Below are 16,993 nucleotides of genomic sequence, written 5' to 3'. Positions count from 1 at the left end.
TTGAAACAAATCTACGGGGTCGACATGCCAAACAAGAGTTATGTGCGCAATGGGCACCACATCAACATCAACGTCACGGAAGTGAAAGGCGGTAGGTGGAATTGGGATTACACGATTGACGCCCTGAACTACACCGCTCTGCGCGAGCGCCCGGCCGCGTCAGAAGGCGGGGCGATGCTTGAAGCTGAAAATGACGCGAATCACAAAGCGGACAACTTGCCACCCGGTGATGCCTAGGCGCTTGCTTCGATCCTTCTGAACTCGACGACCCAGACCCACGGATTGGCGTCCCATGACTCGTCGCCATTGATGTCGCGCCAGAGACGCGCGAAGCCTTGGCGATAGGTGGGCTGGCCAAGGTTCACCGTCTCGCCGTCGACATCCAGCCAAGCGGGCGCCGCGCCTTCGGCCTGGGCGTCGTCTTCGGTGATCTGGTCGAGACGCTCGACGCGCACGCCGGTGACTTCGAGGGTGATGCGCGACGCCCAGCGCGGCATGTGGATGGACGGCGACCAGACGAGCGTTTCATCCGGCCGCGATGCGCGATACCAGCAGTTCGAAACCTTGTGGTTCGCTGGATTCGCACGCTCTTCCTGATAGCTCGGCAGATCCGATCCGCTTCCGGGCCCGACGTATAGGAACGTCTCGCGCACCCACAGACGATCACCGGGCGCGCCGTAGGGGCACGGGATCTGGTGGTTATCGTCGCCGCCGTCCGCGGCGAGCGTCCACCATTGAGCCGTGTTCAGATCCTCGAAGCCGTAGCAGCGTGGATCGTCCTGATCGCCGGCGCCGCCGACGAATCCAATGGGCCAGCCCGGCCGCGCCTTCACAACGCGCCGCGTCTGCGTCTTGCGACCGTCGAGCAGAGCGCGCACCATCGGTCCGCTGAAGAGGATAGGGCGCTCTTTCACGATTGCGGCTCCTGCAACTTCAGGTAGTCCGCATAGTCCGGCCAGTACACCTCGACGCTGTGTGCGTGCTCTCGCGCCGTACAGCGCCATTCGGTGACGACTGCCGACACGCTCGGCCAGTGATCCGGATTGCGGCCGTCGGCAACGGACTGCGCACGCTGCTTGGCGAGATATGCGCCCCAATACGCATTGAACGCAGCGGCGACGGCGTTGGCCTGCTCGCGCGACGGCGCGGCGACAATATCGTCTGGACCTTGGATGTGAAGCATCCAAAAAGTACTTTCGGTCATAATCAAATCCTTCTCGCATGCTTAAAAACAGACATGCACTCCGACGAGTTCGAATACCGAGGCAGATGCGTCAGGGTTCACGCCGTACAAGAAACAGACGGGCAATGGAGATGGGCATTCAACGTCGACAGAAAAGCATTCGGCATATCGAGCGGCCAGTGCTCGTCTACGAAGGAGGACGCCCTGCTCGAGGCGAAGAACAAAGCGATGGACTACATCGATCAAGTACTTCATCCATTAAATTGAACACGCGCCATCAGGCCGCCGCTTTACGCGCCGGCACGCGGGGTTGGTTGGGCTAACTGGTTACTCGGGCGTGCCGAGCAGGATCTTCTTGGCCGTCTGCTCTTCGATCTGCGCCCAGACTGCGCGGAACGCGGCTTCGAGCACCTTGTGCGGGCGGATCAGTTCGTACCAGATCTTCAGCACGCCATCCTTGATGCGGTACTTGATCCGCGCGTCGATCGAGTAGGGCGCGCCGTTCTCGAAGACAGGGATGCTGAGCCTGATCTGCGACGGCATCGCGATCTTGTTGCCGGTGGCGTTCACGTCTTCCTTCCAGACGAAGTTCGTGCTTCCGTCCTGCAGGCGCGCTGCCGACACGAAGTTGCCTTCCTTGCTGGCTTCGAAGTTGAGCGCGATGCTGAGCATCGTCGAGCCGTCCGGGCTGGTGATGTCGGGCAGGTTGTCCTCGATCAGTTCTGCGAGTTCAAGCTGGCCCATCGGCTGGCGGTCCTTGCTGGTCCACGTCTTCCACTCGCGGGAGGCGGGCACCGGGAACTCGACGCGGTACGCGCGCCAGTTGGCGCCCTTCGCCTTGTCGTCGCCGGCCAGCGCTTCGTCGTAGGCCAGATGGTCGTCAATGACGCCGAGGATGCGTGCCGGGTCGAGCGACGCGTAGATGAGGCTCTCGGGGCGCTTCTGGCGGTTGAAATATTCGATGAAGCTGGCGGCGTCGCGCAGCTTGACCGTGCCCGCAGCGCGCGCGGGGTTCGCAAACACGTCTTCGAGCGTCTGCGTCTTGAAGCCTTCCGGCACAATCACGAACGGCTTGCCGTCGGGTAGTGGGCTCTTCTGCGGACCTGCGAGCGCAGTGCCTGCGCTGAGGATTGCTGCGACGTCTTGTTCGCCGTGGAATTCGTTGATCATCTGTTTTTCTCAGTGGTGGATGGACGTTTTGCTCAGCCGTGGGCGGCGGAGCGGGAATCGGCGAGCGAGATGCCGGGCAGCTCGGTCTGCCGCTCGCTGTGGCGCGACAGGTTGTTCTCGACGGTCGGGAAGAAGACTTCAGCCGATTCTTTCTCGCGCGGCAGAGTGGCGACGACCTTGCCGGTCACCTCGAGCGCGTCCTGCACCTTGGCGAACGGCTTCACCTCGACGGTAATCGTGATCTTCCCGGCCTTGCCGGTGTCGCGGACCATCGCGACGAGGGTGTTCAGTTCGTTCGTCGCTTCTTCGACGACTGCGCCGCCGCGCAACTCCATCAGCGTCTGCGTGAAAGCCTTCTTCATCCGATCCTCCGATCGTGGGTTGAAATCAGTTGCCTGCAATTCGTGTCGACTCGGGCTGCGTCTCTTCGCGCGCCGTCAGAGTCTTGGGTTTGCGCTTGCATTCGAAACCGGCGTCGCGCATTGCCTGGTAGATCTCTTCGCTGATCTGGCAACGGATCCCGATCGCGGCGCTGCGCAGGGCGGCCGCGTTGTCGGGGTCGACGGTGGACTGCCGGGTCATTTCTGCAGCAGCGACTTCCAGTACGCACGACCGCTGGTCCTTGCTCGAACCGAAGGCGCCGCTGAACCCCGCCACAGCAAAGCCGCCCTGCGTTGTCTGCCCGCAGTTGAATTGGGAGAAAGACGACGCGTATGCGCCGAGAACAGGCGATGAAACGTTTCTGACAGTTGACGACGTGTGCTCCGGCGACTGGCTAAACTCAATCTGTCCCTGAGCCACGGATTGCGACGTCGAGGTTTGAGTGGCAGACGAAGTGCTTTGTGCGTGGGCATTCGCTGCTCCCAGAAGTGCTACGATTGCGACGGCTGTGAATTTATTCATGGCGGCTCCTTCCTCGTGTGGAGTCAGGCCTCGGGTGTTCCTAGCACCCGGGGCCTCTTCGTTTCTGGGTCAGTGGCTGTACGAGTACGAGCCGTTCAGGCCGCTGTAGCCGTACGAGCTGTAGTCGATGCCGGCGCCGCCCTTCGTCGCGCCATAGCCGTCGCCGGTCGTGAATCCGCCGGACGCGCTGTTCGTCGTCGAACCGCCCGCGACACCCGAGTACGACGCACCGCCGGCGGTCGCGCCGAATCCAGCCGGAAGTGCCGCCGCGCCCATCGCCGTTCCGCCGGCCGCGAAGCCCGCTCCGTTGGAGAACGACGACTGCTGCGAGAACCCGTTGCCGTTCGAGCCGCTCGAAGCCATCGAGCCCCCCGAGAGCGTCGCCGACGAACCGAAACCGCCGCCGACCGAGAACGAGTCAGCCGCCTGGGCGTGACCGATGAATGCTGCGATGACTGCGAGTGCCAGAATTGCCTTGCGAACCATGGTGATGCTCCTCGTGTAGTGCGTGAACCCGTCACGCGGCGGTTTGAATTTATGCTTGCTTGAGAACGACCACTTCGGACACATCGGGGTCTGCCCGCGACATCCGCAGATATGCTTCACCGATCTCGCGGGCTTTCTTCGCTGTCTTGAACTTCGCGGCTTCAGAAAACTGCGCCGTACCACCGTATCCGCAAGGCGCATCGCCTTCGCCGTACAGGAAATAGCCGTTCGCCTTGAAGCGGTAGTAGACGACAAACATTTCTGTGTCCCTGATCTAGTGCGCGAGACCGTCGCGCTGCGGTTTGAATTGGTGGCCGTCTCTCCGACCTGTCACGACTGTTCGCGCTTCACTTATCCACGCAGGCGAGCCTCTAAGTTCAGGCATGCCACGCCGTCCTCCTCTCAGGGATTCATCCCGGATATAGCGCCGGGCCGCTGTGCTGGTTGGAAATCAGTACGACGCCGGCCAGTTGATGCGCTTCCTGCGCTGCTCCAGCTCTGAATGTCGGCGATCGACGCGCGCATCAGCGCCGCGGACGAACAGAATCGCGCTGATCATTGATACTGCCCAAATCAGGACTGCTATCTGATAGAAGTTCATGGTGAGCCTTTTCGGGACGACGATTTAGCGGGAACGCTTGTGCAGTTCGGGCTGGTAGTGGCCGGCGTACTGCGGGTGCAGCAGCCAGCTCGTTCCCAGCGCGCGGATGGCCTTCTGAAGCTTCCCATCACGCACTGCCGCGGCGCGCTCGGTCGGCGAAAGGCCGGTATCGACGTGGCGCAGGTCGGTGTTTTTTGCGGGCGTTCTCATCACAGCATCCCCCTGAAGACTGCACAGATGACCGTCGTCGTTATGCCAACGAGCGACAGCACGGTAATGGCCATGTTCAGCGCCGCGAAGGCACTGAGCTCAGCGTCGTTGCATGCGCTGTTCACGATTTCCCCTATCCACCGGCACGCGCGTCACTGACGCCAGGCGCGATGATGTTGTTTGCGATCTCTCGAAGCAGATGCTCGGTCAAAGCACCTGCGCCGCCCTGTGCGAGTCTCACCAGCTCAATCAAATCCTTCGCCAATGCCGACATGCCGCGCTCCTTGTCTTAGCGGTGCGTCACACGTGGCGCACTGATAAGACTGCTGTGTCGGTTACCACGCCACCGAGCACTGGGCGCCTTTCGGTAGCGGCTCATCTGGCCGCCATTTCCGGGACTTTTACGTTCTGCCGTCCGGGCCATGGGCAGGGCGATTACACGCCTGTTCATCAGGTATCAGTGGTAAAGAGCGATCGCTGGGCGCGAGCCGGATGCTTTCTCGAAACCCTGATGACAAGACACTGGTTCAGTGCATTGAGATCAGGGTTCCCGCTTCCGGCGCGCTGTTCGTCCAGCGCATGAGTTGAATTCTACTTAAAGTAGCTATCATGTCAACAACTAAAAGTAGAAACTTGCGGATCGATGCGACAGTCCGCCATACGGTGTTGTGAAGACGCGTCGACTTTTACTCGCGAGGCGGCACGAAGCGCTTAGAATCAGACGAAAACGAGGGGGAGAGGGGTATGTGGACTGCGATCTGGATCTGCGTCGGTTTCGCGCTCTGGTTCATCGGGTTTTTGGCCATGCGCGAGCTGGTGCTGTGGTACCTGCGTGTCCCCGAGCGGATCACACTGATGGAAGAAATACGGGACGAGCTACGTTCGCTGAACGCGAAGCAGACTGAAACCCCAGAGCCAGCTGTGTTCACCTGGCGGGGCGACCGATAGCCGACAAAAAACCCGCCGAAGCGGGTTCAATTAGAAATCACAGAAGTTACTTCTAAGGTCACATAGCATCCCGCGCCGCGCGGAGTTTGCCTCGGATGGCTGATGTATTCGTTCCGGGATAGTGTAGAGGGCGATTAAACCCTTCATCCAGCACAACAGGCTGGCCGGAAGCTACCGCGTCGTTGAGGAATTTTTTTCCCCGAGCCGAAGACGGTTGAAGGATTCGCGTTCCATTGATGCAACCGGATATGAATCGCACCAGCTGACCATTGATGCTGATTGGAGTAGCGGAGGAGACCGGCTCGTCTTGACCGTCGTGGCAAATCTTGCCGCCAAAATCGAACAGATTGATCGTCATGTCGTTGGTCCGACTGTCTACATTGGCGCCGAGAAGAAGATCAGCTTTTTCTTGAGATTGCAGGACAAACAAGGTTGTCGATACGGACCTCCACGGTTCCGTCGATTGAGCGCTTGCCGGGTTGCACATGCATAGCAAAGATGCCGCAGCGTACAGAATCGCAATCTTCATGGGTGTGGTATTTCCTTCGAGGGTCTTTCACATAGCACCGCTGACGGCGACCACGCGCGCGATAATCTCGACGTGCTCCATGTCCGATAGTGGAACGTCCATGTCGGGATAGCGGGCTTTGTCCGGGTTGTCGGAGCGAATGGTCAACCCACCGCCGGGCTTCTTGAAGAGCCGTTTCACGTACACCTCGTTCTGATACGCGAGCACATACACTTTGCCGTCGATGATCTGCTTCGCCTTGTAGTCGACCACTAGCGAATCGCCGTCAACGACGCGGGGTTCCATACTCGAGCCCTCTGCGACGACAGTCGCGGCTTGGCCAGCGCGCACACCTATACGGTCACACCATGACCGGCGGAAAGCCTGCTTTTGGCCTTTTTCGTCGACTTCCCACACGATCCGTCCGTTGCCGGCGGATACCTTTATATCAAGCCTCGGTATCAAAACGTATTCTTCGCCAAGTTCTGACTCGTCTTCCCACGCGAGGATCGGTCTGATATTCACTGTCACGCGGCCGTCCGACAGAGATCCCGGCTGCGCGTCTCTCTCGGAAAGACTAGCGGATTGATCAGCCTGCTTTCCCTCGAACAGAGCCGCTTGTTGGCCTCTTTTCGACGGTTCAATCGGACCAGTGGATGTCTCGGTTGTGGCGCCAAATACCAATGTTTGCGGCGTCAGTCCGACAGCATCTGCGAGCAGCGTGAGTTTCTCCGGGCGTGGCATCGCCTGTCCCAGCGTGTAACGGCGCACCATCTCATAGCTGATCCCGCTGCCCCGTTTTTTGAAGTACTCGACGATGTGACCTACCTTCAAGCCCTTTTCACGCAGAGCGGCAGTTAGCCGTTCGGCGAACTCTGGGTAAAGGATCGGTAATTGATGTTTTTCTACCATAGGTAGAAGTGTATCGGCGCGCGCGTTTGTCGTCATTTCTACTTTTTGTTGTTGTATAAAGCTACTTTAAGTAGTAGAGTGTGTTTATGAACAAGCACACTCCCCTCCAAGCCATTGATGCCGTTTCAGAAGCCATCGATTTGATCGGCGGGGACAGCGCAGTCGCGCGCCTCGTCGGAATTCGACCTTGGGCGGTGAGCAAGTGGCGCAAGGCGCTCCCGCCGAGCAGAGTCATCTGGCTCGCTGAAAAGACGGATTGGCGCAAGACACCGCACCAGCTTTGCCCGGCGCTCTACCCGAACCCAGACGACGGCGTTCCGCCTGGAGTCCGTTCCGGCTATGAGGTCGCGTCCGCATGAGCCCCTCCAACTACGCCTCATGGCTCGACTCGCGCTTAGCCGCCGAATCCAAGATGGATTCCGAGCTGATGGTTCTTGAGATTTCGTCCGAAGTCGGCGGCGACGGCAATTGCGAAGTGCGTGCGACCGCTGGCATCGACGTTCTTTCGATGGATGTGGCACCACTCGCTGAACCGGTCAGGATCGATGTACGCCTTCACGACGACGTCGCCCTTCGAAACACGAGCATTGCGGATCTTCTCGGCTTTCTTGAGCCACTCGACGTAGGTAGCGGGAAGGGCGTGACCGTCAGTGAAGACGGTTTTAAGTCGGTCGTAATCCGCCTCTCTGTACCAAGCTAGGCCGATCACAAGTTTCTTTTTTTTCATGGTTGGTCTCACTCGCGAAGAAGTGAACCAACTTTAACCACGCTGCGGTGCAACAGCACTCAGCACAGATTGTCGGGGAATGAACCATGTTGAAGCCGGACATAACCGAGTCGCTTGTGGCGTTGCTGCGCGGCCCGGAATCGAAGCGTGCAGCCGAGAAGCTTGGATGGGATTCGTCGCAGGTGTCGCGATTCCTGTCCGGCGAACTGGGCATCAAGAAGGAGCAGTTGAATACCGCAATCGAGCTCACGTCGCTCGCCGTCGTCACCCGCCAATACCTCGATGCGATGTGGGTCATCGGGAAGGTCGGCATGTCCTGCGAGTGCGCGAGAGCGGGCATGGGCGAGTGCGGCATGCGGTAGGGCAGCTGGGAAGAGTCGTAACACAAGGAGCTTGCGCGGCAGGCCTCTTATGTTTCGATTCAGTACTACTGACCGGTGCGCCGGCTGGAGATCCCATGCAAAACAACTCGAATTCGGTGCTCACACCGGGTGATCCGCCAGTCGCACTGACGCCGGCGGAGCAGAAGCAGATCCGCGACGCGATGTGTGGCGCGGCCGTGCGCGGGCTCACCTATCCCGGCGAGCTGGCTGACATCCGCTCCGGGCTGTCGCATCAGTTCTCGCTGCTGAAGGCGGACTCCTCGAAAGCGGCGAAGGGGAAAGCATCGTGAGCACGATTCTTCCCCAGATCGACGCGGGCGCCATGCTCGACATCCACGAAGCGATGCTCGACCGCGTTTCTGCCGCGTGTGGCCTCACGCCCGCCGAGCGCGCGCGTCTGATTGGCGCCAAGCAGTGCATCGCCTGCGGCGCCTATCAAGACATCCACGGCGTTCTGCCGTGCGGTCACGACCACGACCTGTGAGGTCATCCATGAACAACGTCATCAAGGTCAGCCCGGTCTGGACGAAGGACCTCGTCGCGCGCCGTGCGATCGAGTTCATGCAGTTCCGACATGAGGTGCGGCGCGCGCGCTGGAACTATCACGACGCCTGCAGCAGGTACCGCTCGAAGGAGAAGGTGAGCGGCTACATCGACAAGGAAGATCCGAAGTTCCGTCGCGCGACGCGCAAGCAATACCTCGCGCTCCACGAAGCGAAGGCAGCCCTGTACAACGCCCAGCGTCGCCTCGAGACGGCTGTGCGCAACTGCCGCGATTCCCGGGAGGCCATCTGATGAACTCGATGATCGAGATCGGTGGAGTTGCTATTCATGCGGACAAGCAGGGCCGCTATAGCCTGAACGATCTTCATCGTGCGGCGGGCGGAGAAGAGCGTCATCGTCCGTCACGCTTCGTGGAAAACCAGAGGACACGTGAACTTGCTCAAGAAATAGGCAAAGCCGGAATTCCGGCTTTGGTCTCGGTGAAGGGAGGACGCGCGCCGGGGACATACGCGTGCAAGGAAATGGTCTACGCGTATGCAATGTGGATCAGTGCTGCGTTTCACGTGCAGGTCATCCGAGCATATGACGCTCTTGCGACCGGTGCGCTCGAAGAGGCGATGCGGCTCGCGCAGCCGCGTTCAGATCGGCAGGCAGCACGCCTCGAAGCCCCAGCGCTCACTGACGCTGTGATTCATGCGCGCAAGGTCGTCGGAAAAGAGGTCGAGCACTACCACTTCGTCAACGAGTTCGACCTCATCAACCGCGTTGCGCTCGGCATGTCGGCGAAACAGTATCGCGCCGCGCATGGTCTGGGTCCTGACGATTCGATCCGTGACACCCTGACCGCCCTCGAAATCAAGTGCATCACCCATTTGCAGCGGTACAACGCCTCTCTCATCGACTTCGGCCTGCCCTACGAAAAGCGCAAAACCGAGTTGCACAAACTCTATTGCTTGCAGTACGCCGGCCCGCTGGCTTGCGAAGTGCAGCGCCTGGAGGCTTGAGCGTGAAGCTTTCAGATTTGCTCCGCGAGATCGGCCGCCCGATCGCCTATCACCCTGGCCTTGCGCCGAAGCTCGGCGGGGTGAACGCGGCCGTCCTGTTCGGTCAGCTTTTCTATTGGCAGGCACGCACGCAGAACCCGCTCGGCGTGTTCAAGACGGCTGATGAGCTGCAGGAAGAAACCGGTCTTTCGTACGAAGAGCAGCGCAACGCGCGCAAGGCGCTGCGCACGCGCGGCGTACTGGTGGAAACGAACAAGCGACTCGAGCACAAGCTGTATTTCCGCATCGATGAAGATGCCCTCGAAGCCCTGCTGTCGGGCGACGCGCCGAAACGGGAAAAGTCCATTTCCCGAAATGGGGAAAGTCCATTTCGGGAAACAGGGAAAGTCCAGCCCGCGGACGAGGCAATCACCACTCCGCCGACACGTGAAACCCTCGACCGCGGAGAGGGGAAAGACCATGTCGTTATTCAGACAAAGACTACTGCAGAGACTACTTCAAAGACTACAGCAGCAGCAGCGCCCGCGAAGCCGCCTGTGGATAACTTTGCCGCTGCTGCTGCCTGTGATTCGAAAAGCGAAAGCAACCCCGAGCGCGAGCTCACGGACCTGCTGATCGCGCTCGAAGCGGGACGCGGCAAAAACCTGACCATCGATCGAAGTAAGGATCGCACCCATGTGCTGACGTGGGTCGGGAAGGACGTCAGTGCCGAGCATCTCCGAGAAGCGCATCGCCGCGCCGCCGCGCGCCGCGATGAAGACGGCGACGAGCGTCCGACCTATCCCGCGTTCGTTTCCCCGTTCATCACCGAGGTTATGGCGCCTGCCGCCGTTCCTGCATCGACTGTTGCTGCGCCGGTTGGTGAGTGGTTCAAGTCGCCCGAGGGCGTGGACGCGAAGGGTAAGGAACTCGGTCAGCGTGAGCGCAAGCCCGACGAGGATTGGCGCTACTACCGGGTGCTCGTGGTCCGTGCCGCGAAGGATCGGAAGGCCGCTGAGCATGTGCTCAACGATGCACAGCGCTTCAACTCGGTCGACCTCTATCAATTCGCGCGCCGGATGTTCGGCGATGCGCTCATGCCTGTGGACGACTACGCGTCATGAGCAAGAACTCACTCCGTTTCCCTGAGAGCGCGATCGCGGATGGCCGAATGGGCACATCGACCGTATGCGAGCCGTGGCCAGCACGGCAATCGGCCGAGCATTCGTCAGCCGCGCCGGCAGTTCCTCAGCGCCAAGCCGTTGCACCCGCGAAGAGTGCGCTTCATGCGCTCGGCCGTCTGCGTGATGGCGAAGAGAACGCTACAGAAAAGCGGTATGCCGCGCACCTGGAGCAGCGCAAGAGCGCAGGCGAGATCCGGTGGTACCTGTTCGAGGGCATCAAGCTGAAGCTCGCGCCGAAGACGTTCTTGACCGTCGACTATGCGGTCATGGCGGCGGACGGACAGCTCGAAATGCATGACGTAAAGGGCGCGCGCGCGATCTTCAGCGATGACGCGAAAGTCAAGATGAAGGTCGCCGCGGACAAGTTTCCGTTCGTGTTCAAGGTCGCGTTTCCGGTGAAGCAGCGCGACGGCGGCGGTTGGGATGTGGAGGAAATTCGATGAGAAATAAGACCTGGACGACGGCGGAGGTCACCGCATTGACCGTCGCATGGCCGACGGACGCCACCATGGAGCAGCTGTCTAAAAAATTCGCGCGGTCGCCGGAAGCTGTGCGCAGTAAAGCGAAGGACCTGAAGCTCGGGCTACGTCCCGACGCGAACAGGCCCTGGACGGAATCCGAGGACGCAGAGTTGCGGCGGCTCTGGGCTGAGAAAGGCTCGCTGAAGAGCCATCTTCACCGCTTGCCTGGCCGTTCGTGGCGCGCAACGCTTGAGCACGCGAAGCGATTGGGCCTCACCGCGCGCGGCGGGAATTTGAAGAACGTCTCGTTCTCGTGGGTGGACGTGGAGGTTCGCAAGGCGCTGGCCGACGGCCGGCAGATGACCGTGACACAGATCTATCGCCGCGTTCGCGCTGGGCGCGGAACGGTTGCCGAGGTTCTCGCACGTGGTCACGGAACTGCGTACCGCATCGCTGGATGGGGCCGGACAGACCACGGCAGCGCGGGCGCGTTATGGCCGGTGTGGGCGCTCGGCAGCGAGCCGGACGTTCAACGACCGGTTGCTCGAAGCCGCAATCAGTACATGCGCGACTGGCGCGCGGCGCGGCGCATCAAGAGTGGCGCCATCAATCCTTTCTCAACACTCGCCCAGCAGGTGGCCACATGAAGATTTATATCGCTGGGCCGATGACCGGCTACGCCGAAATGAACTTCCCGGCCTTTCATGCCGAGGCGGCGCGGCTGCGCGCGTTGGGCTTCGAAGTCGTGAGCCCGGCTGAGGTGGACGTCGGCCCGAATCCGACCTGGCTCACGGCCATGCGCGCGGACATCAAAGTGCTTGTGGAGTGCGAAGCCATCTCACTGCTGCCCGGCTGGGACCGCTCGCCGGGCGCCACGTTGGAACATTCAATCGCGCGCGGGCTGGGTATGCGGGTGTTCCTGGCGCGCCACATCATCGGGCTCGCTGGCGGCGAAATCCCTGTGATCTCACAGGAAGCGGTCGTCGAGGTCATGGAAGAGATGGAAAGCCGTGCGAGCGCACAGATTGCGGAGGCCCAGTGAAATACGCGGAGAGCGACTACCTCGCGTATGACCCATTCGAGGGCGACGAGGCCGACATTAAATGCCGCACGGTGAAGTTGGTCAAGGTGCGGAAGGAGCACCAGTGCTTCATGGGTGCGGCTCCGTTTGGCGACAAACATACGATCGCACGCGGCGACACGGCTCGCTTCGAGAAAGCGCTCGTTGACGGCGATTTCTGGGGCAAGAGCTACGTGTGCATTCCGTGCATGGATAAGTGGCTAGACGACGTGATCGGCGAGGGCACCGAAGAATGAAACGCAACAAGCCGCTCGAGAGCAGGACGCCGCTGAAGCGGTCTGCGTGGCCCCTGGCGGACCGCGCGACGTCGCTTCGCCGATCGACGCTGAAAGCGCGCGTGAAGAAGCCGACCGTCGAGGAAGGCTCGAAGTATCTGGCGGCGTGCCGCGGCGAGCCGTGCTTCCTGAACGTGAAGTGCCCATGGACTGACTGGGCCGATCCGACGGTCGTCGACTGCCATTCGAACCAGTCGGCGCACGGCAAGGCTGGCGCGCTGAAGGCGAAACACTGGTTCACGGTGCCTGGCTGCGCGGCGTGCCACGAATGGCTCGACAGAGGCGGCGCGCCATGGGAAGCGAAGTGCGCGGCATTCGACGACGCGCTCGCGCGGTGGAAGCCGAAGAGGGCACGAAAGATGGGCTTGATGGAGGAAGCAGCGTGAGAACGATGGAACCAATGCAGGTGCAGGCGTATGTGTTGGCCCCGGTCGTGACCGTCTTTCGGCGCGGCCGTGCGAAAGGGCGGCAGGTCGTGACGAATGAGCCGAGCCCGGTACACACGACAGCGTATGGCGTGCGCCGCAAGTCGAATCTCCACGGAGCCGATGTTGGCGTCGAGGTGTTGGCGTTCATTCCGCCGAACGCGCGCAGTTGGGTCGGGAAGAGAAGCAAGGCGTGGGTCGACGAGGAGCATGCATGGATCGGCTGCCTGATCCGGGACAACAAAAAGACGCTCGCCGCGTTCCTCGAAAGCGGAGATCAGGAATGGCTCGCCGCCGTCGCGCCGACGCCAGCACAGCAAAAGGACATCTCATGACCCTTCCAGACAACTTTGATCCGCTGTGGGTGGCGCTGGGCATTCGGCGCCGTGACTGGACGCAACCGACACCTCAAAAGCAATGAGCGCATTCGCATACATCGAGGCATCCGACGTGCCGCGCCCGCTGATGGACAACGCGGCGCGGCGCACCGTCGACGGGGACAAGCTGATCGCCTTCATTGGTTGCCCGGTCACGGGCATCGAGCGAGACGACGGCGAGATCCAGTTCCCTTTCCCGCGCACGCCGGAGATCCACGACCCGCTCATCAGTTGGCTGTGCCACTGGGGCCTCTCGTTCCGGGTGGAAATGTGAGGAGCTTCGAGTTCATGGATCCGGCTGTCGTCCTGGAGCGGAAGCAGGACGGCACGTGCCTCGGATGCGCGGCTCTTGAACTCTCGCGCTGGGGCGGCACGCGCAAATACGTGTGCAGCCAAGGGAATCAGAAGGCGTCGACGGAATGGGCCGCGATGCGGCGATGCAGGAAATACGAATCGGAGGATCAGTGAAATTCGAAACGATCGAGCAGCGATTCGACAACTGGGGGCACACGGTGCGCATGCCGAAATTTCAATCTGGCGTTTGCGCGCAGTGGGCGCGGCTGTATGTGGCACTCCGCGATGCGTGCGAGGCGCCGGCGAACGTGACGCCTGTCGAGCGGGACGGATGGCTGGTCGAGCGCGCGTGGTCCGCTCTTCCAAACCACGCTCACAAATGGGTACTGAAGTACACATACGTGTGGCGCATGTCTCCTGATCAGGTGCAGGCTCGGATGCGGAGGGTGCATAAGATCGTGCTGCGCGGTCGGCCGTTCGATCTGATATTGGCTGAGTCGGAGCGGTCGCTGTCGCAAAGCATCTCGCGAGTGCGCATCGAAGATCATACGAAGAGTTCGCGCAAACAAGCTTGTAAACTGGAATTATTGGTCATATAATCGCGCGCAGATGACTGATTTCCGCCAAGTGCGTGAGTACCGCTTGCCGACTGGCAGGCGGAGTCGTCTCCACGATGAGCCCGCCGCTGAGCGGGCTTTTTTGCGTTTATCATCAGTTGTAAGCATTTGCCACGGCCCGTACTATTCCTGTTCCACCAGAAAGGTGGTCAAGGAGACTCGCTATGAGCGAAGTGAAGAAGGGCGACGTTGTAGAGTTGAAGAGCGGCGGCCCGCGCATGACGGTCGCGGAAGTTGACGATTATTCCCCGATGGGGCCGCTTCGTGGGGCTAAATGCGTATGGTTCGAAAAGAACGCGCAGAAAGAGCATGTGTTTGATGTCGATGTGCTGAAAGTCGTGAACGATACAGATCCCAGTTCACCGCTTGCGATGAGGCGCGGTTAGTTCCTCCCCGTCTAGCGGTCGATTCGAGGGCCCATGACTGTTTTCGCCCGCAACTCACGCGGGCGTCTTCACTGGTGCGCTATGACTAGCCAAGAATGCAGCGATGCGCCGACTGGCTCGGATTGGGAAGAGATCATTCGTCAACGGGCGGCAGAGATTCGCGCCATCGAGCGATTGTCTCGCCGGCAGCCCGATATGCCCCGAGATATGCATCCGATACGGCGTCCGAGAAAAGTCCTAACTGACTTGTTTCGTCGATTTTTTGCAGGATCAAACTGAGCAACGGTTCGGCGTTGTGCTCCGTGCGAATTTTGTATTTGAGCGCCAGCGAGAGGACATCACACCTCGCTCTCAGAAAGTCGAGCTCAGCGGTGATTGCCTCAAACTTCTTTTCGATTTGCTCATCGGTCATTGCGTGCCTCGGTAGTGGTATGAGGGGGTCAGAGTCCTCAATTCTGCCACCGACGGCGCGCATCCTTGCTTTCGCGAATGGCGGCTGCTAGTAGCTGCGAGCGTATAGCCTCGGTACGCAGGGGCGAGCGTAGCCGCCATCCGCGAGAGCGTGATGAAATGCCAGTTCGGCAAGAAGCTATGCCCATCCGGTGCCAAGTCGAGCGCGCGCGACGCTTGGCCGACTGCCTCACGAAACGAGGCATCTCACGCATGGCGGTTGTAGTGAATCGCGTACTGGGAGTACCGCCACGGACAGCCGCCAGTCGTGAGAGTGAATGCGCAGGCTGATGCGCGAGGGATCTGCCCTGACAGTCGGCAGGATGGTCTGAGGCAGTCACGTGCCCATTAACCGAAACGTGACGATGGTGGGTAGTAACCACCTTCTGTCTGAGCCGGAGATCAGCGCCGGCCACTCTCGCTACATATCGCCTCGGCATTCGCCGGGGCGTTTTCATTTGGAGCTCACGATGCTCAAGTTCAATCCCGATACGAAGATCATCTTCGACAATGAAGAAGCGGCCGTTGCACCGATCAGCGAGATCACGCGCGACGAGGTTCCCGACCTGATCGCCAACGGCGCGAGCGTGGATGCGAGCGCCAACGTGGGGGAGCAAACCTCGTCAGCCGCGCCGACGGCTGGCGATGCCCTGGCTGCTCAGGACCCGGCTGTGCCTGTGACCGGCTCGGATACGGGCGCTGACACGGGAAACGCGGATGCGGCTGTCACTGGCTCGCCGAGTGTGACCGCCGCGGCGGATGCGAGCTTCGCATCGAGCGTCGATACGCAACCGGCCGCCGCCGCGAGTTCTACCTCGGCGTCTACGGAATCGACTGCTGACGCGGCAGTCGACGCGCCCGAACCGGTCGTGACGGACGCTCAAGCAGATCCGGGCGGCGCTGGTTCGGCTGACCTCAATCCCACGCCCGCCGCGCCGAATCTGGACGCGCAAGCGCAATCGAGCGCTGTCCCTTTGGCCGCTGGTGGCGCCGCTGATCCGTCGGCTGCCGAAGTCGCCGAAGAGCATCCGCTGACGATCATCGGCGAGATCGAGGAACTGGTGCGCATGGTCGGCAACGCCGCCGTGCATGAGTACCAGCGCCTCATCCAGCGTCTGGCCGACCTGAAGAACCACCCGGCCATCAAGGACGAGTGATGCCGAGCCCCATCCGCATCAGCGTTCAGGCGGATCTCGCCGCGCTGACGCGGAGGCTCAACGATTTCGAACGCAAGCAACTGCCGTTCGCGTCTGCACAGGCGCTGACGGCAGTCGCAAAACGCGTTCAGGCCGCTGAGAAAGCGGCCCTCCCACAGGTGTTCGACCGCCCGACGCCGTTCACGGTCAACTCGATCGGCGTCAAGGCCGCGAAGAAGAACACTCAGGAAGCGCTGGTGTTCGTGAAGGACATCGCCGCCGCGTACCTCGCGCCCTACGAGTTCGGCGGCACGCACAAGCTGATCGGTTCGGGCAAGACCTGGCTGAACCCGAAGGACATGGCGCTTCTGAACCAGTACGGCAACTTCAGCCGCGCTGCGTTGAAGCGTCTGGAAGGGCGACCGGACATCTTCGTCGGCTCGATCAAGACGAAGAGCGGCGAGTCGATCGGCGGTGTCTGGCAGCGGCCGACAGAGGTCAAGGCGGTGAAGCGCAGTGGGAAGCGTGGCGTCGCGCTGCGCGGCGTCAATAAGACGGGTCACCTCAAGCTGCTCATCCGGTTCGGCGACGCGCAGCCGGTGCGCCAGCATCTCGACTTCGGCGCGCGCGCGCGTAACGTGGTCGCGGCGACCTATCGCGCTGAGTTTGCTATCGCCTTCGCGAAGGCATTGGCCACGGCGCGGCGATGAGCGGCACGATGCAATGGACTGGTGCGCAACGAACCCGGAGTTGCAAAATTTGCAAAACTCCATGGTTTTCGGCAAGAAT

Annotated in this window: 34 protein-coding genes; 20 read left to right on the top strand and 14 right to left on the bottom strand. The window is 60.9% G+C overall.

What is annotated here, in order from left to right:
- Positions 1-237, top strand: a complete 237-nt coding sequence (locus QCE62_RS19825) for a hypothetical protein (protein ID WP_309922111.1) — start codon at positions 1-3, stop codon at positions 235-237.
- Here the strand turns inward: QCE62_RS19825 and QCE62_RS19820 are convergent.
- The 10 genes from QCE62_RS19820 to QCE62_RS19775 all read right to left on the bottom strand — a co-directional run bounded on the left by QCE62_RS19820 (position 234) and on the right by QCE62_RS19775 (position 4,827).
- The gene (locus QCE62_RS19820) at positions 234-914 is read right to left on the bottom strand and encodes a hypothetical protein (protein ID WP_309922108.1); all 681 of its coding nucleotides are present in this window, start codon (positions 912-914) and stop codon (positions 234-236) included. The genes QCE62_RS19825 and QCE62_RS19820 overlap by 4 nt on opposite strands.
- The gene (locus QCE62_RS19815) at positions 911-1,183 is read right to left on the bottom strand and encodes a hypothetical protein (RefSeq protein WP_309922105.1); all 273 of its coding nucleotides are present in this window, start codon (positions 1,181-1,183) and stop codon (positions 911-913) included. Before QCE62_RS19815 ends, QCE62_RS19820 begins: the two co-directional genes overlap by 4 nt.
- A gap of 327 nt (positions 1,184-1,510) precedes the next feature.
- Positions 1,511-2,353, bottom strand: coding sequence for a YfdQ family protein (locus tag QCE62_RS19810; RefSeq protein WP_309922103.1), 843 nt, complete (start codon positions 2,351-2,353; stop codon positions 1,511-1,513).
- Between the two features lie 32 nt (positions 2,354-2,385).
- The gene (locus QCE62_RS19805) at positions 2,386-2,715 is read right to left on the bottom strand and encodes a hypothetical protein (RefSeq protein ID WP_309922101.1); all 330 of its coding nucleotides are present in this window, start codon (positions 2,713-2,715) and stop codon (positions 2,386-2,388) included.
- 25 nt (positions 2,716-2,740) lie between these two features.
- Positions 2,741-3,256, bottom strand: a complete 516-nt coding sequence (locus QCE62_RS19800; protein WP_309922097.1) for a hypothetical protein — start codon at positions 3,254-3,256, stop codon at positions 2,741-2,743.
- Between the two features lie 69 nt (positions 3,257-3,325).
- On the bottom strand, positions 3,326-3,742 hold the full coding sequence (locus tag QCE62_RS19795) for a hypothetical protein (RefSeq protein ID WP_309922094.1): 417 nt from the start codon (positions 3,740-3,742) through the stop codon (positions 3,326-3,328).
- Between the two features lie 49 nt (positions 3,743-3,791).
- A complete protein-coding gene (locus tag QCE62_RS19790; protein ID WP_309922090.1) occupies positions 3,792-4,001 on the bottom strand; it encodes a hypothetical protein in 210 nt (69 codons plus the stop codon).
- A gap of 192 nt (positions 4,002-4,193) precedes the next feature.
- Complete coding sequence (locus tag QCE62_RS19785; protein WP_309922087.1) at positions 4,194-4,343, bottom strand: hypothetical protein; 150 nt, start codon at positions 4,341-4,343, stop codon at positions 4,194-4,196.
- A gap of 24 nt (positions 4,344-4,367) precedes the next feature.
- A complete protein-coding gene (locus tag QCE62_RS19780) occupies positions 4,368-4,553 on the bottom strand; it encodes a hypothetical protein (RefSeq protein WP_309922084.1) in 186 nt (61 codons plus the stop codon).
- A 133-nt stretch (positions 4,554-4,686) separates the two neighbouring features.
- Positions 4,687-4,827: a hypothetical protein gene (locus QCE62_RS19775; protein WP_309922081.1), complete on the bottom strand. Its 141-nt coding sequence runs from the start codon at positions 4,825-4,827 to the stop codon at positions 4,687-4,689.
- Between the two features lie 470 nt (positions 4,828-5,297).
- On the opposite strand from QCE62_RS19775, the gene QCE62_RS19770 reads away from it, so the two are divergent.
- Entirely contained in the window at positions 5,298-5,501 is a 204-nt protein-coding gene (locus QCE62_RS19770; RefSeq protein ID WP_309922079.1) for a hypothetical protein, read from the top strand.
- A gap of 58 nt (positions 5,502-5,559) precedes the next feature.
- Here QCE62_RS19770 and QCE62_RS19765 read toward each other — a convergent pair whose 3' ends face one another.
- Both QCE62_RS19765 and QCE62_RS19760 read right to left on the bottom strand, forming a co-directional pair.
- The gene (locus QCE62_RS19765) at positions 5,560-6,030 is read right to left on the bottom strand and encodes a hypothetical protein (RefSeq protein WP_309922076.1); all 471 of its coding nucleotides are present in this window, start codon (positions 6,028-6,030) and stop codon (positions 5,560-5,562) included.
- Between the two features lie 27 nt (positions 6,031-6,057).
- The gene (locus QCE62_RS19760; protein ID WP_309922073.1) at positions 6,058-6,957 is read right to left on the bottom strand and encodes a S24 family peptidase; all 900 of its coding nucleotides are present in this window, start codon (positions 6,955-6,957) and stop codon (positions 6,058-6,060) included.
- A gap of 50 nt (positions 6,958-7,007) precedes the next feature.
- On the opposite strand from QCE62_RS19760, the gene QCE62_RS19755 reads away from it, so the two are divergent.
- Entirely contained in the window at positions 7,008-7,280 is a 273-nt protein-coding gene (locus QCE62_RS19755; RefSeq protein WP_309922070.1) for a Cro/CI family transcriptional regulator, read from the top strand.
- A gap of 35 nt (positions 7,281-7,315) precedes the next feature.
- Here the strand turns inward: QCE62_RS19755 and QCE62_RS19750 are convergent, their stop codons facing one another.
- Positions 7,316-7,648 carry a hypothetical protein gene (locus tag QCE62_RS19750; protein ID WP_309922068.1) on the bottom strand — a complete coding sequence of 111 codons (333 nt, stop codon included), beginning with the start codon at positions 7,646-7,648 and terminating at the stop codon, positions 7,316-7,318.
- Positions 7,649-7,734: 86 nt separating this feature from the next.
- Here QCE62_RS19750 and QCE62_RS19745 point away from each other — a divergent pair, with 86 nt between their 5' ends.
- The 15 genes from QCE62_RS19745 (at position 7,735) to QCE62_RS19675 (ending at position 14,618) form a co-directional block, all read left to right on the top strand.
- Entirely contained in the window at positions 7,735-8,010 is a 276-nt protein-coding gene (locus tag QCE62_RS19745) for a DNA-binding protein (RefSeq protein ID WP_309922065.1), read from the top strand.
- Positions 8,011-8,105: 95 nt separating this feature from the next.
- Positions 8,106-8,321, top strand: a complete 216-nt coding sequence (locus QCE62_RS19740; protein ID WP_309922063.1) for a hypothetical protein — start codon at positions 8,106-8,108, stop codon at positions 8,319-8,321.
- A complete protein-coding gene (locus QCE62_RS19735) occupies positions 8,318-8,515 on the top strand; it encodes a hypothetical protein (protein ID WP_309922060.1) in 198 nt (65 codons plus the stop codon). The genes QCE62_RS19740 and QCE62_RS19735 overlap by 4 nt, the downstream gene beginning before the upstream one ends.
- A gap of 8 nt (positions 8,516-8,523) precedes the next feature.
- The gene (locus tag QCE62_RS19730) at positions 8,524-8,826 is read left to right on the top strand and encodes a hypothetical protein (protein ID WP_309922058.1); all 303 of its coding nucleotides are present in this window, start codon (positions 8,524-8,526) and stop codon (positions 8,824-8,826) included.
- Positions 8,826-9,539, top strand: a complete 714-nt coding sequence (locus QCE62_RS19725; protein WP_309922056.1) for a KilA-N domain-containing protein — start codon at positions 8,826-8,828, stop codon at positions 9,537-9,539. Before QCE62_RS19730 ends, QCE62_RS19725 begins: the two co-directional genes overlap by 1 nt.
- Before the next feature lie 2 nt (positions 9,540-9,541).
- Entirely contained in the window at positions 9,542-10,642 is a 1,101-nt protein-coding gene (locus tag QCE62_RS19720; protein ID WP_309922053.1) for a hypothetical protein, read from the top strand.
- A 47-nt stretch (positions 10,643-10,689) separates the two neighbouring features.
- Positions 10,690-11,145, top strand: coding sequence for a DUF1064 domain-containing protein (locus tag QCE62_RS19715; RefSeq protein WP_309922051.1), 456 nt, complete (start codon positions 10,690-10,692; stop codon positions 11,143-11,145).
- Positions 11,142-11,810: a hypothetical protein gene (locus QCE62_RS19710; RefSeq protein WP_309922049.1), complete on the top strand. Its 669-nt coding sequence runs from the start codon at positions 11,142-11,144 to the stop codon at positions 11,808-11,810. The genes QCE62_RS19715 and QCE62_RS19710 overlap by 4 nt, the downstream gene beginning before the upstream one ends.
- Positions 11,807-12,205 (top strand): DUF4406 domain-containing protein, encoded by a 399-nt coding sequence (locus tag QCE62_RS19705; RefSeq protein WP_309922046.1) that lies wholly within the window; start codon positions 11,807-11,809, stop codon positions 12,203-12,205. Before QCE62_RS19710 ends, QCE62_RS19705 begins: the two co-directional genes overlap by 4 nt.
- Complete coding sequence (locus QCE62_RS19700) at positions 12,202-12,480, top strand: hypothetical protein (RefSeq protein WP_309922044.1); 279 nt, start codon at positions 12,202-12,204, stop codon at positions 12,478-12,480. The genes QCE62_RS19705 and QCE62_RS19700 overlap by 4 nt, the downstream gene beginning before the upstream one ends.
- Entirely contained in the window at positions 12,477-12,905 is a 429-nt protein-coding gene (locus tag QCE62_RS19695; RefSeq protein ID WP_309922041.1) for a hypothetical protein, read from the top strand. The genes QCE62_RS19700 and QCE62_RS19695 overlap by 4 nt, the downstream gene beginning before the upstream one ends.
- 14 nt (positions 12,906-12,919) lie before the next feature.
- Positions 12,920-13,279 carry a hypothetical protein gene (locus tag QCE62_RS19690; RefSeq protein WP_309922039.1) on the top strand — a complete coding sequence of 120 codons (360 nt, stop codon included), beginning with the start codon at positions 12,920-12,922 and terminating at the stop codon, positions 13,277-13,279.
- An 82-nt stretch (positions 13,280-13,361) separates the two neighbouring features.
- Positions 13,362-13,595, top strand: a complete 234-nt coding sequence (locus tag QCE62_RS19685; protein ID WP_309922037.1) for a hypothetical protein — start codon at positions 13,362-13,364, stop codon at positions 13,593-13,595.
- A 145-nt stretch (positions 13,596-13,740) separates the two neighbouring features.
- Positions 13,741-14,214: a hypothetical protein gene (locus QCE62_RS19680; protein WP_309922035.1), complete on the top strand. Its 474-nt coding sequence runs from the start codon at positions 13,741-13,743 to the stop codon at positions 14,212-14,214.
- A 182-nt stretch (positions 14,215-14,396) separates the two neighbouring features.
- The gene (locus QCE62_RS19675) at positions 14,397-14,618 is read left to right on the top strand and encodes a DUF2158 domain-containing protein (protein ID WP_309922032.1); all 222 of its coding nucleotides are present in this window, start codon (positions 14,397-14,399) and stop codon (positions 14,616-14,618) included.
- 133 nt (positions 14,619-14,751) lie between these two features.
- Here QCE62_RS19675 and QCE62_RS19670 read toward each other — a convergent pair whose 3' ends face one another.
- Positions 14,752-15,030 (bottom strand): hypothetical protein, encoded by a 279-nt coding sequence (locus tag QCE62_RS19670; RefSeq protein ID WP_309922029.1) that lies wholly within the window; start codon positions 15,028-15,030, stop codon positions 14,752-14,754.
- Between the two features lie 403 nt (positions 15,031-15,433).
- Between QCE62_RS19670 and QCE62_RS19665 the strand changes: the two genes are divergently transcribed.
- Complete coding sequence (locus QCE62_RS19665; RefSeq protein WP_309922028.1) at positions 15,434-16,225, top strand: hypothetical protein; 792 nt, start codon at positions 15,434-15,436, stop codon at positions 16,223-16,225.
- Positions 16,225-16,914, top strand: a complete 690-nt coding sequence (locus tag QCE62_RS19660) for a hypothetical protein (RefSeq protein WP_309922025.1) — start codon at positions 16,225-16,227, stop codon at positions 16,912-16,914. The genes QCE62_RS19665 and QCE62_RS19660 overlap by 1 nt, the downstream gene beginning before the upstream one ends.
- Positions 16,915-16,993 lie beyond the last annotated feature (79 nt).

The sequence above is a fragment of the Caballeronia sp. LZ033 genome (assembly GCF_031451265.1).
GTDB lineage: Bacteria > Pseudomonadota > Gammaproteobacteria > Burkholderiales > Burkholderiaceae > Caballeronia.
This window is presented reverse-complemented; position numbering and strand designations above follow the sequence as displayed.

Bases quoted from the DNA above. Each gene is read 5' to 3' on its own strand.
- QCE62_RS19795 (WP_309922094.1), bottom strand. From the start codon at position 3,742: ATGGTTCGCAAGGCAATTCTGGCACTCGCAGTCATCGCAGCATTCATC.
- QCE62_RS19770 (WP_309922079.1), top strand. From the start codon at position 5,298: ATGTGGACTGCGATCTGGATCTGCGTCGGTTTCGCGCTCTGGTTCATC.
- QCE62_RS19785 (WP_309922087.1), bottom strand. From the start codon at position 4,343: ATGAACTTCTATCAGATAGCAGTCCTGATTTGGGCAGTATCAATGATC.
- QCE62_RS19695 (WP_309922041.1), top strand. From the start codon at position 12,477: ATGAAACGCAACAAGCCGCTCGAGAGCAGGACGCCGCTGAAGCGGTCT.
- QCE62_RS19675 (WP_309922032.1), top strand. From the start codon at position 14,397: ATGAGCGAAGTGAAGAAGGGCGACGTTGTAGAGTTGAAGAGCGGCGGC.
- QCE62_RS19680 (WP_309922035.1), top strand. From the start codon at position 13,741: ATGGGCCGCGATGCGGCGATGCAGGAAATACGAATCGGAGGATCAGTG.
- QCE62_RS19710 (WP_309922049.1), top strand. From the start codon at position 11,142: ATGAGAAATAAGACCTGGACGACGGCGGAGGTCACCGCATTGACCGTC.
- QCE62_RS19750 (WP_309922068.1), bottom strand. From the start codon at position 7,648: ATGAAAAAAAAGAAACTTGTGATCGGCCTAGCTTGGTACAGAGAGGCG.
- QCE62_RS19660 (WP_309922025.1), top strand. From the start codon at position 16,225: ATGCCGAGCCCCATCCGCATCAGCGTTCAGGCGGATCTCGCCGCGCTG.
- QCE62_RS19725 (WP_309922056.1), top strand. From the start codon at position 8,826: ATGAACTCGATGATCGAGATCGGTGGAGTTGCTATTCATGCGGACAAG.
- QCE62_RS19715 (WP_309922051.1), top strand. From the start codon at position 10,690: ATGGGCACATCGACCGTATGCGAGCCGTGGCCAGCACGGCAATCGGCC.
- QCE62_RS19805 (WP_309922101.1), bottom strand. From the start codon at position 2,715: ATGAAGAAGGCTTTCACGCAGACGCTGATGGAGTTGCGCGGCGGCGCA.
- QCE62_RS19690 (WP_309922039.1), top strand. From the start codon at position 12,920: ATGCAGGTGCAGGCGTATGTGTTGGCCCCGGTCGTGACCGTCTTTCGG.
- QCE62_RS19745 (WP_309922065.1), top strand. From the start codon at position 7,735: ATGTTGAAGCCGGACATAACCGAGTCGCTTGTGGCGTTGCTGCGCGGC.
- QCE62_RS19780 (WP_309922084.1), bottom strand. From the start codon at position 4,553: ATGAGAACGCCCGCAAAAAACACCGACCTGCGCCACGTCGATACCGGC.
- QCE62_RS19760 (WP_309922073.1), bottom strand. From the start codon at position 6,957: ATGACGACAAACGCGCGCGCCGATACACTTCTACCTATGGTAGAAAAA.
- QCE62_RS19790 (WP_309922090.1), bottom strand. From the start codon at position 4,001: ATGTTTGTCGTCTACTACCGCTTCAAGGCGAACGGCTATTTCCTGTAC.
- QCE62_RS19765 (WP_309922076.1), bottom strand. From the start codon at position 6,030: ATGAAGATTGCGATTCTGTACGCTGCGGCATCTTTGCTATGCATGTGC.
- QCE62_RS19755 (WP_309922070.1), top strand. From the start codon at position 7,008: ATGAACAAGCACACTCCCCTCCAAGCCATTGATGCCGTTTCAGAAGCC.
- QCE62_RS19730 (WP_309922058.1), top strand. From the start codon at position 8,524: ATGAACAACGTCATCAAGGTCAGCCCGGTCTGGACGAAGGACCTCGTC.
- QCE62_RS19815 (WP_309922105.1), bottom strand. From the start codon at position 1,183: ATGCTTCACATCCAAGGTCCAGACGATATTGTCGCCGCGCCGTCGCGC.
- QCE62_RS19685 (WP_309922037.1), top strand. From the start codon at position 13,362: ATGAGCGCATTCGCATACATCGAGGCATCCGACGTGCCGCGCCCGCTG.
- QCE62_RS19665 (WP_309922028.1), top strand. From the start codon at position 15,434: ATGGTGGGTAGTAACCACCTTCTGTCTGAGCCGGAGATCAGCGCCGGC.
- QCE62_RS19740 (WP_309922063.1), top strand. From the start codon at position 8,106: ATGCAAAACAACTCGAATTCGGTGCTCACACCGGGTGATCCGCCAGTC.
- QCE62_RS19670 (WP_309922029.1), bottom strand. From the start codon at position 15,030: ATGACCGATGAGCAAATCGAAAAGAAGTTTGAGGCAATCACCGCTGAG.
- QCE62_RS19775 (WP_309922081.1), bottom strand. From the start codon at position 4,827: ATGTCGGCATTGGCGAAGGATTTGATTGAGCTGGTGAGACTCGCACAG.
- QCE62_RS19705 (WP_309922046.1), top strand. From the start codon at position 11,807: ATGAAGATTTATATCGCTGGGCCGATGACCGGCTACGCCGAAATGAAC.
- QCE62_RS19800 (WP_309922097.1), bottom strand. From the start codon at position 3,256: ATGAATAAATTCACAGCCGTCGCAATCGTAGCACTTCTGGGAGCAGCG.
- QCE62_RS19810 (WP_309922103.1), bottom strand. From the start codon at position 2,353: ATGATCAACGAATTCCACGGCGAACAAGACGTCGCAGCAATCCTCAGC.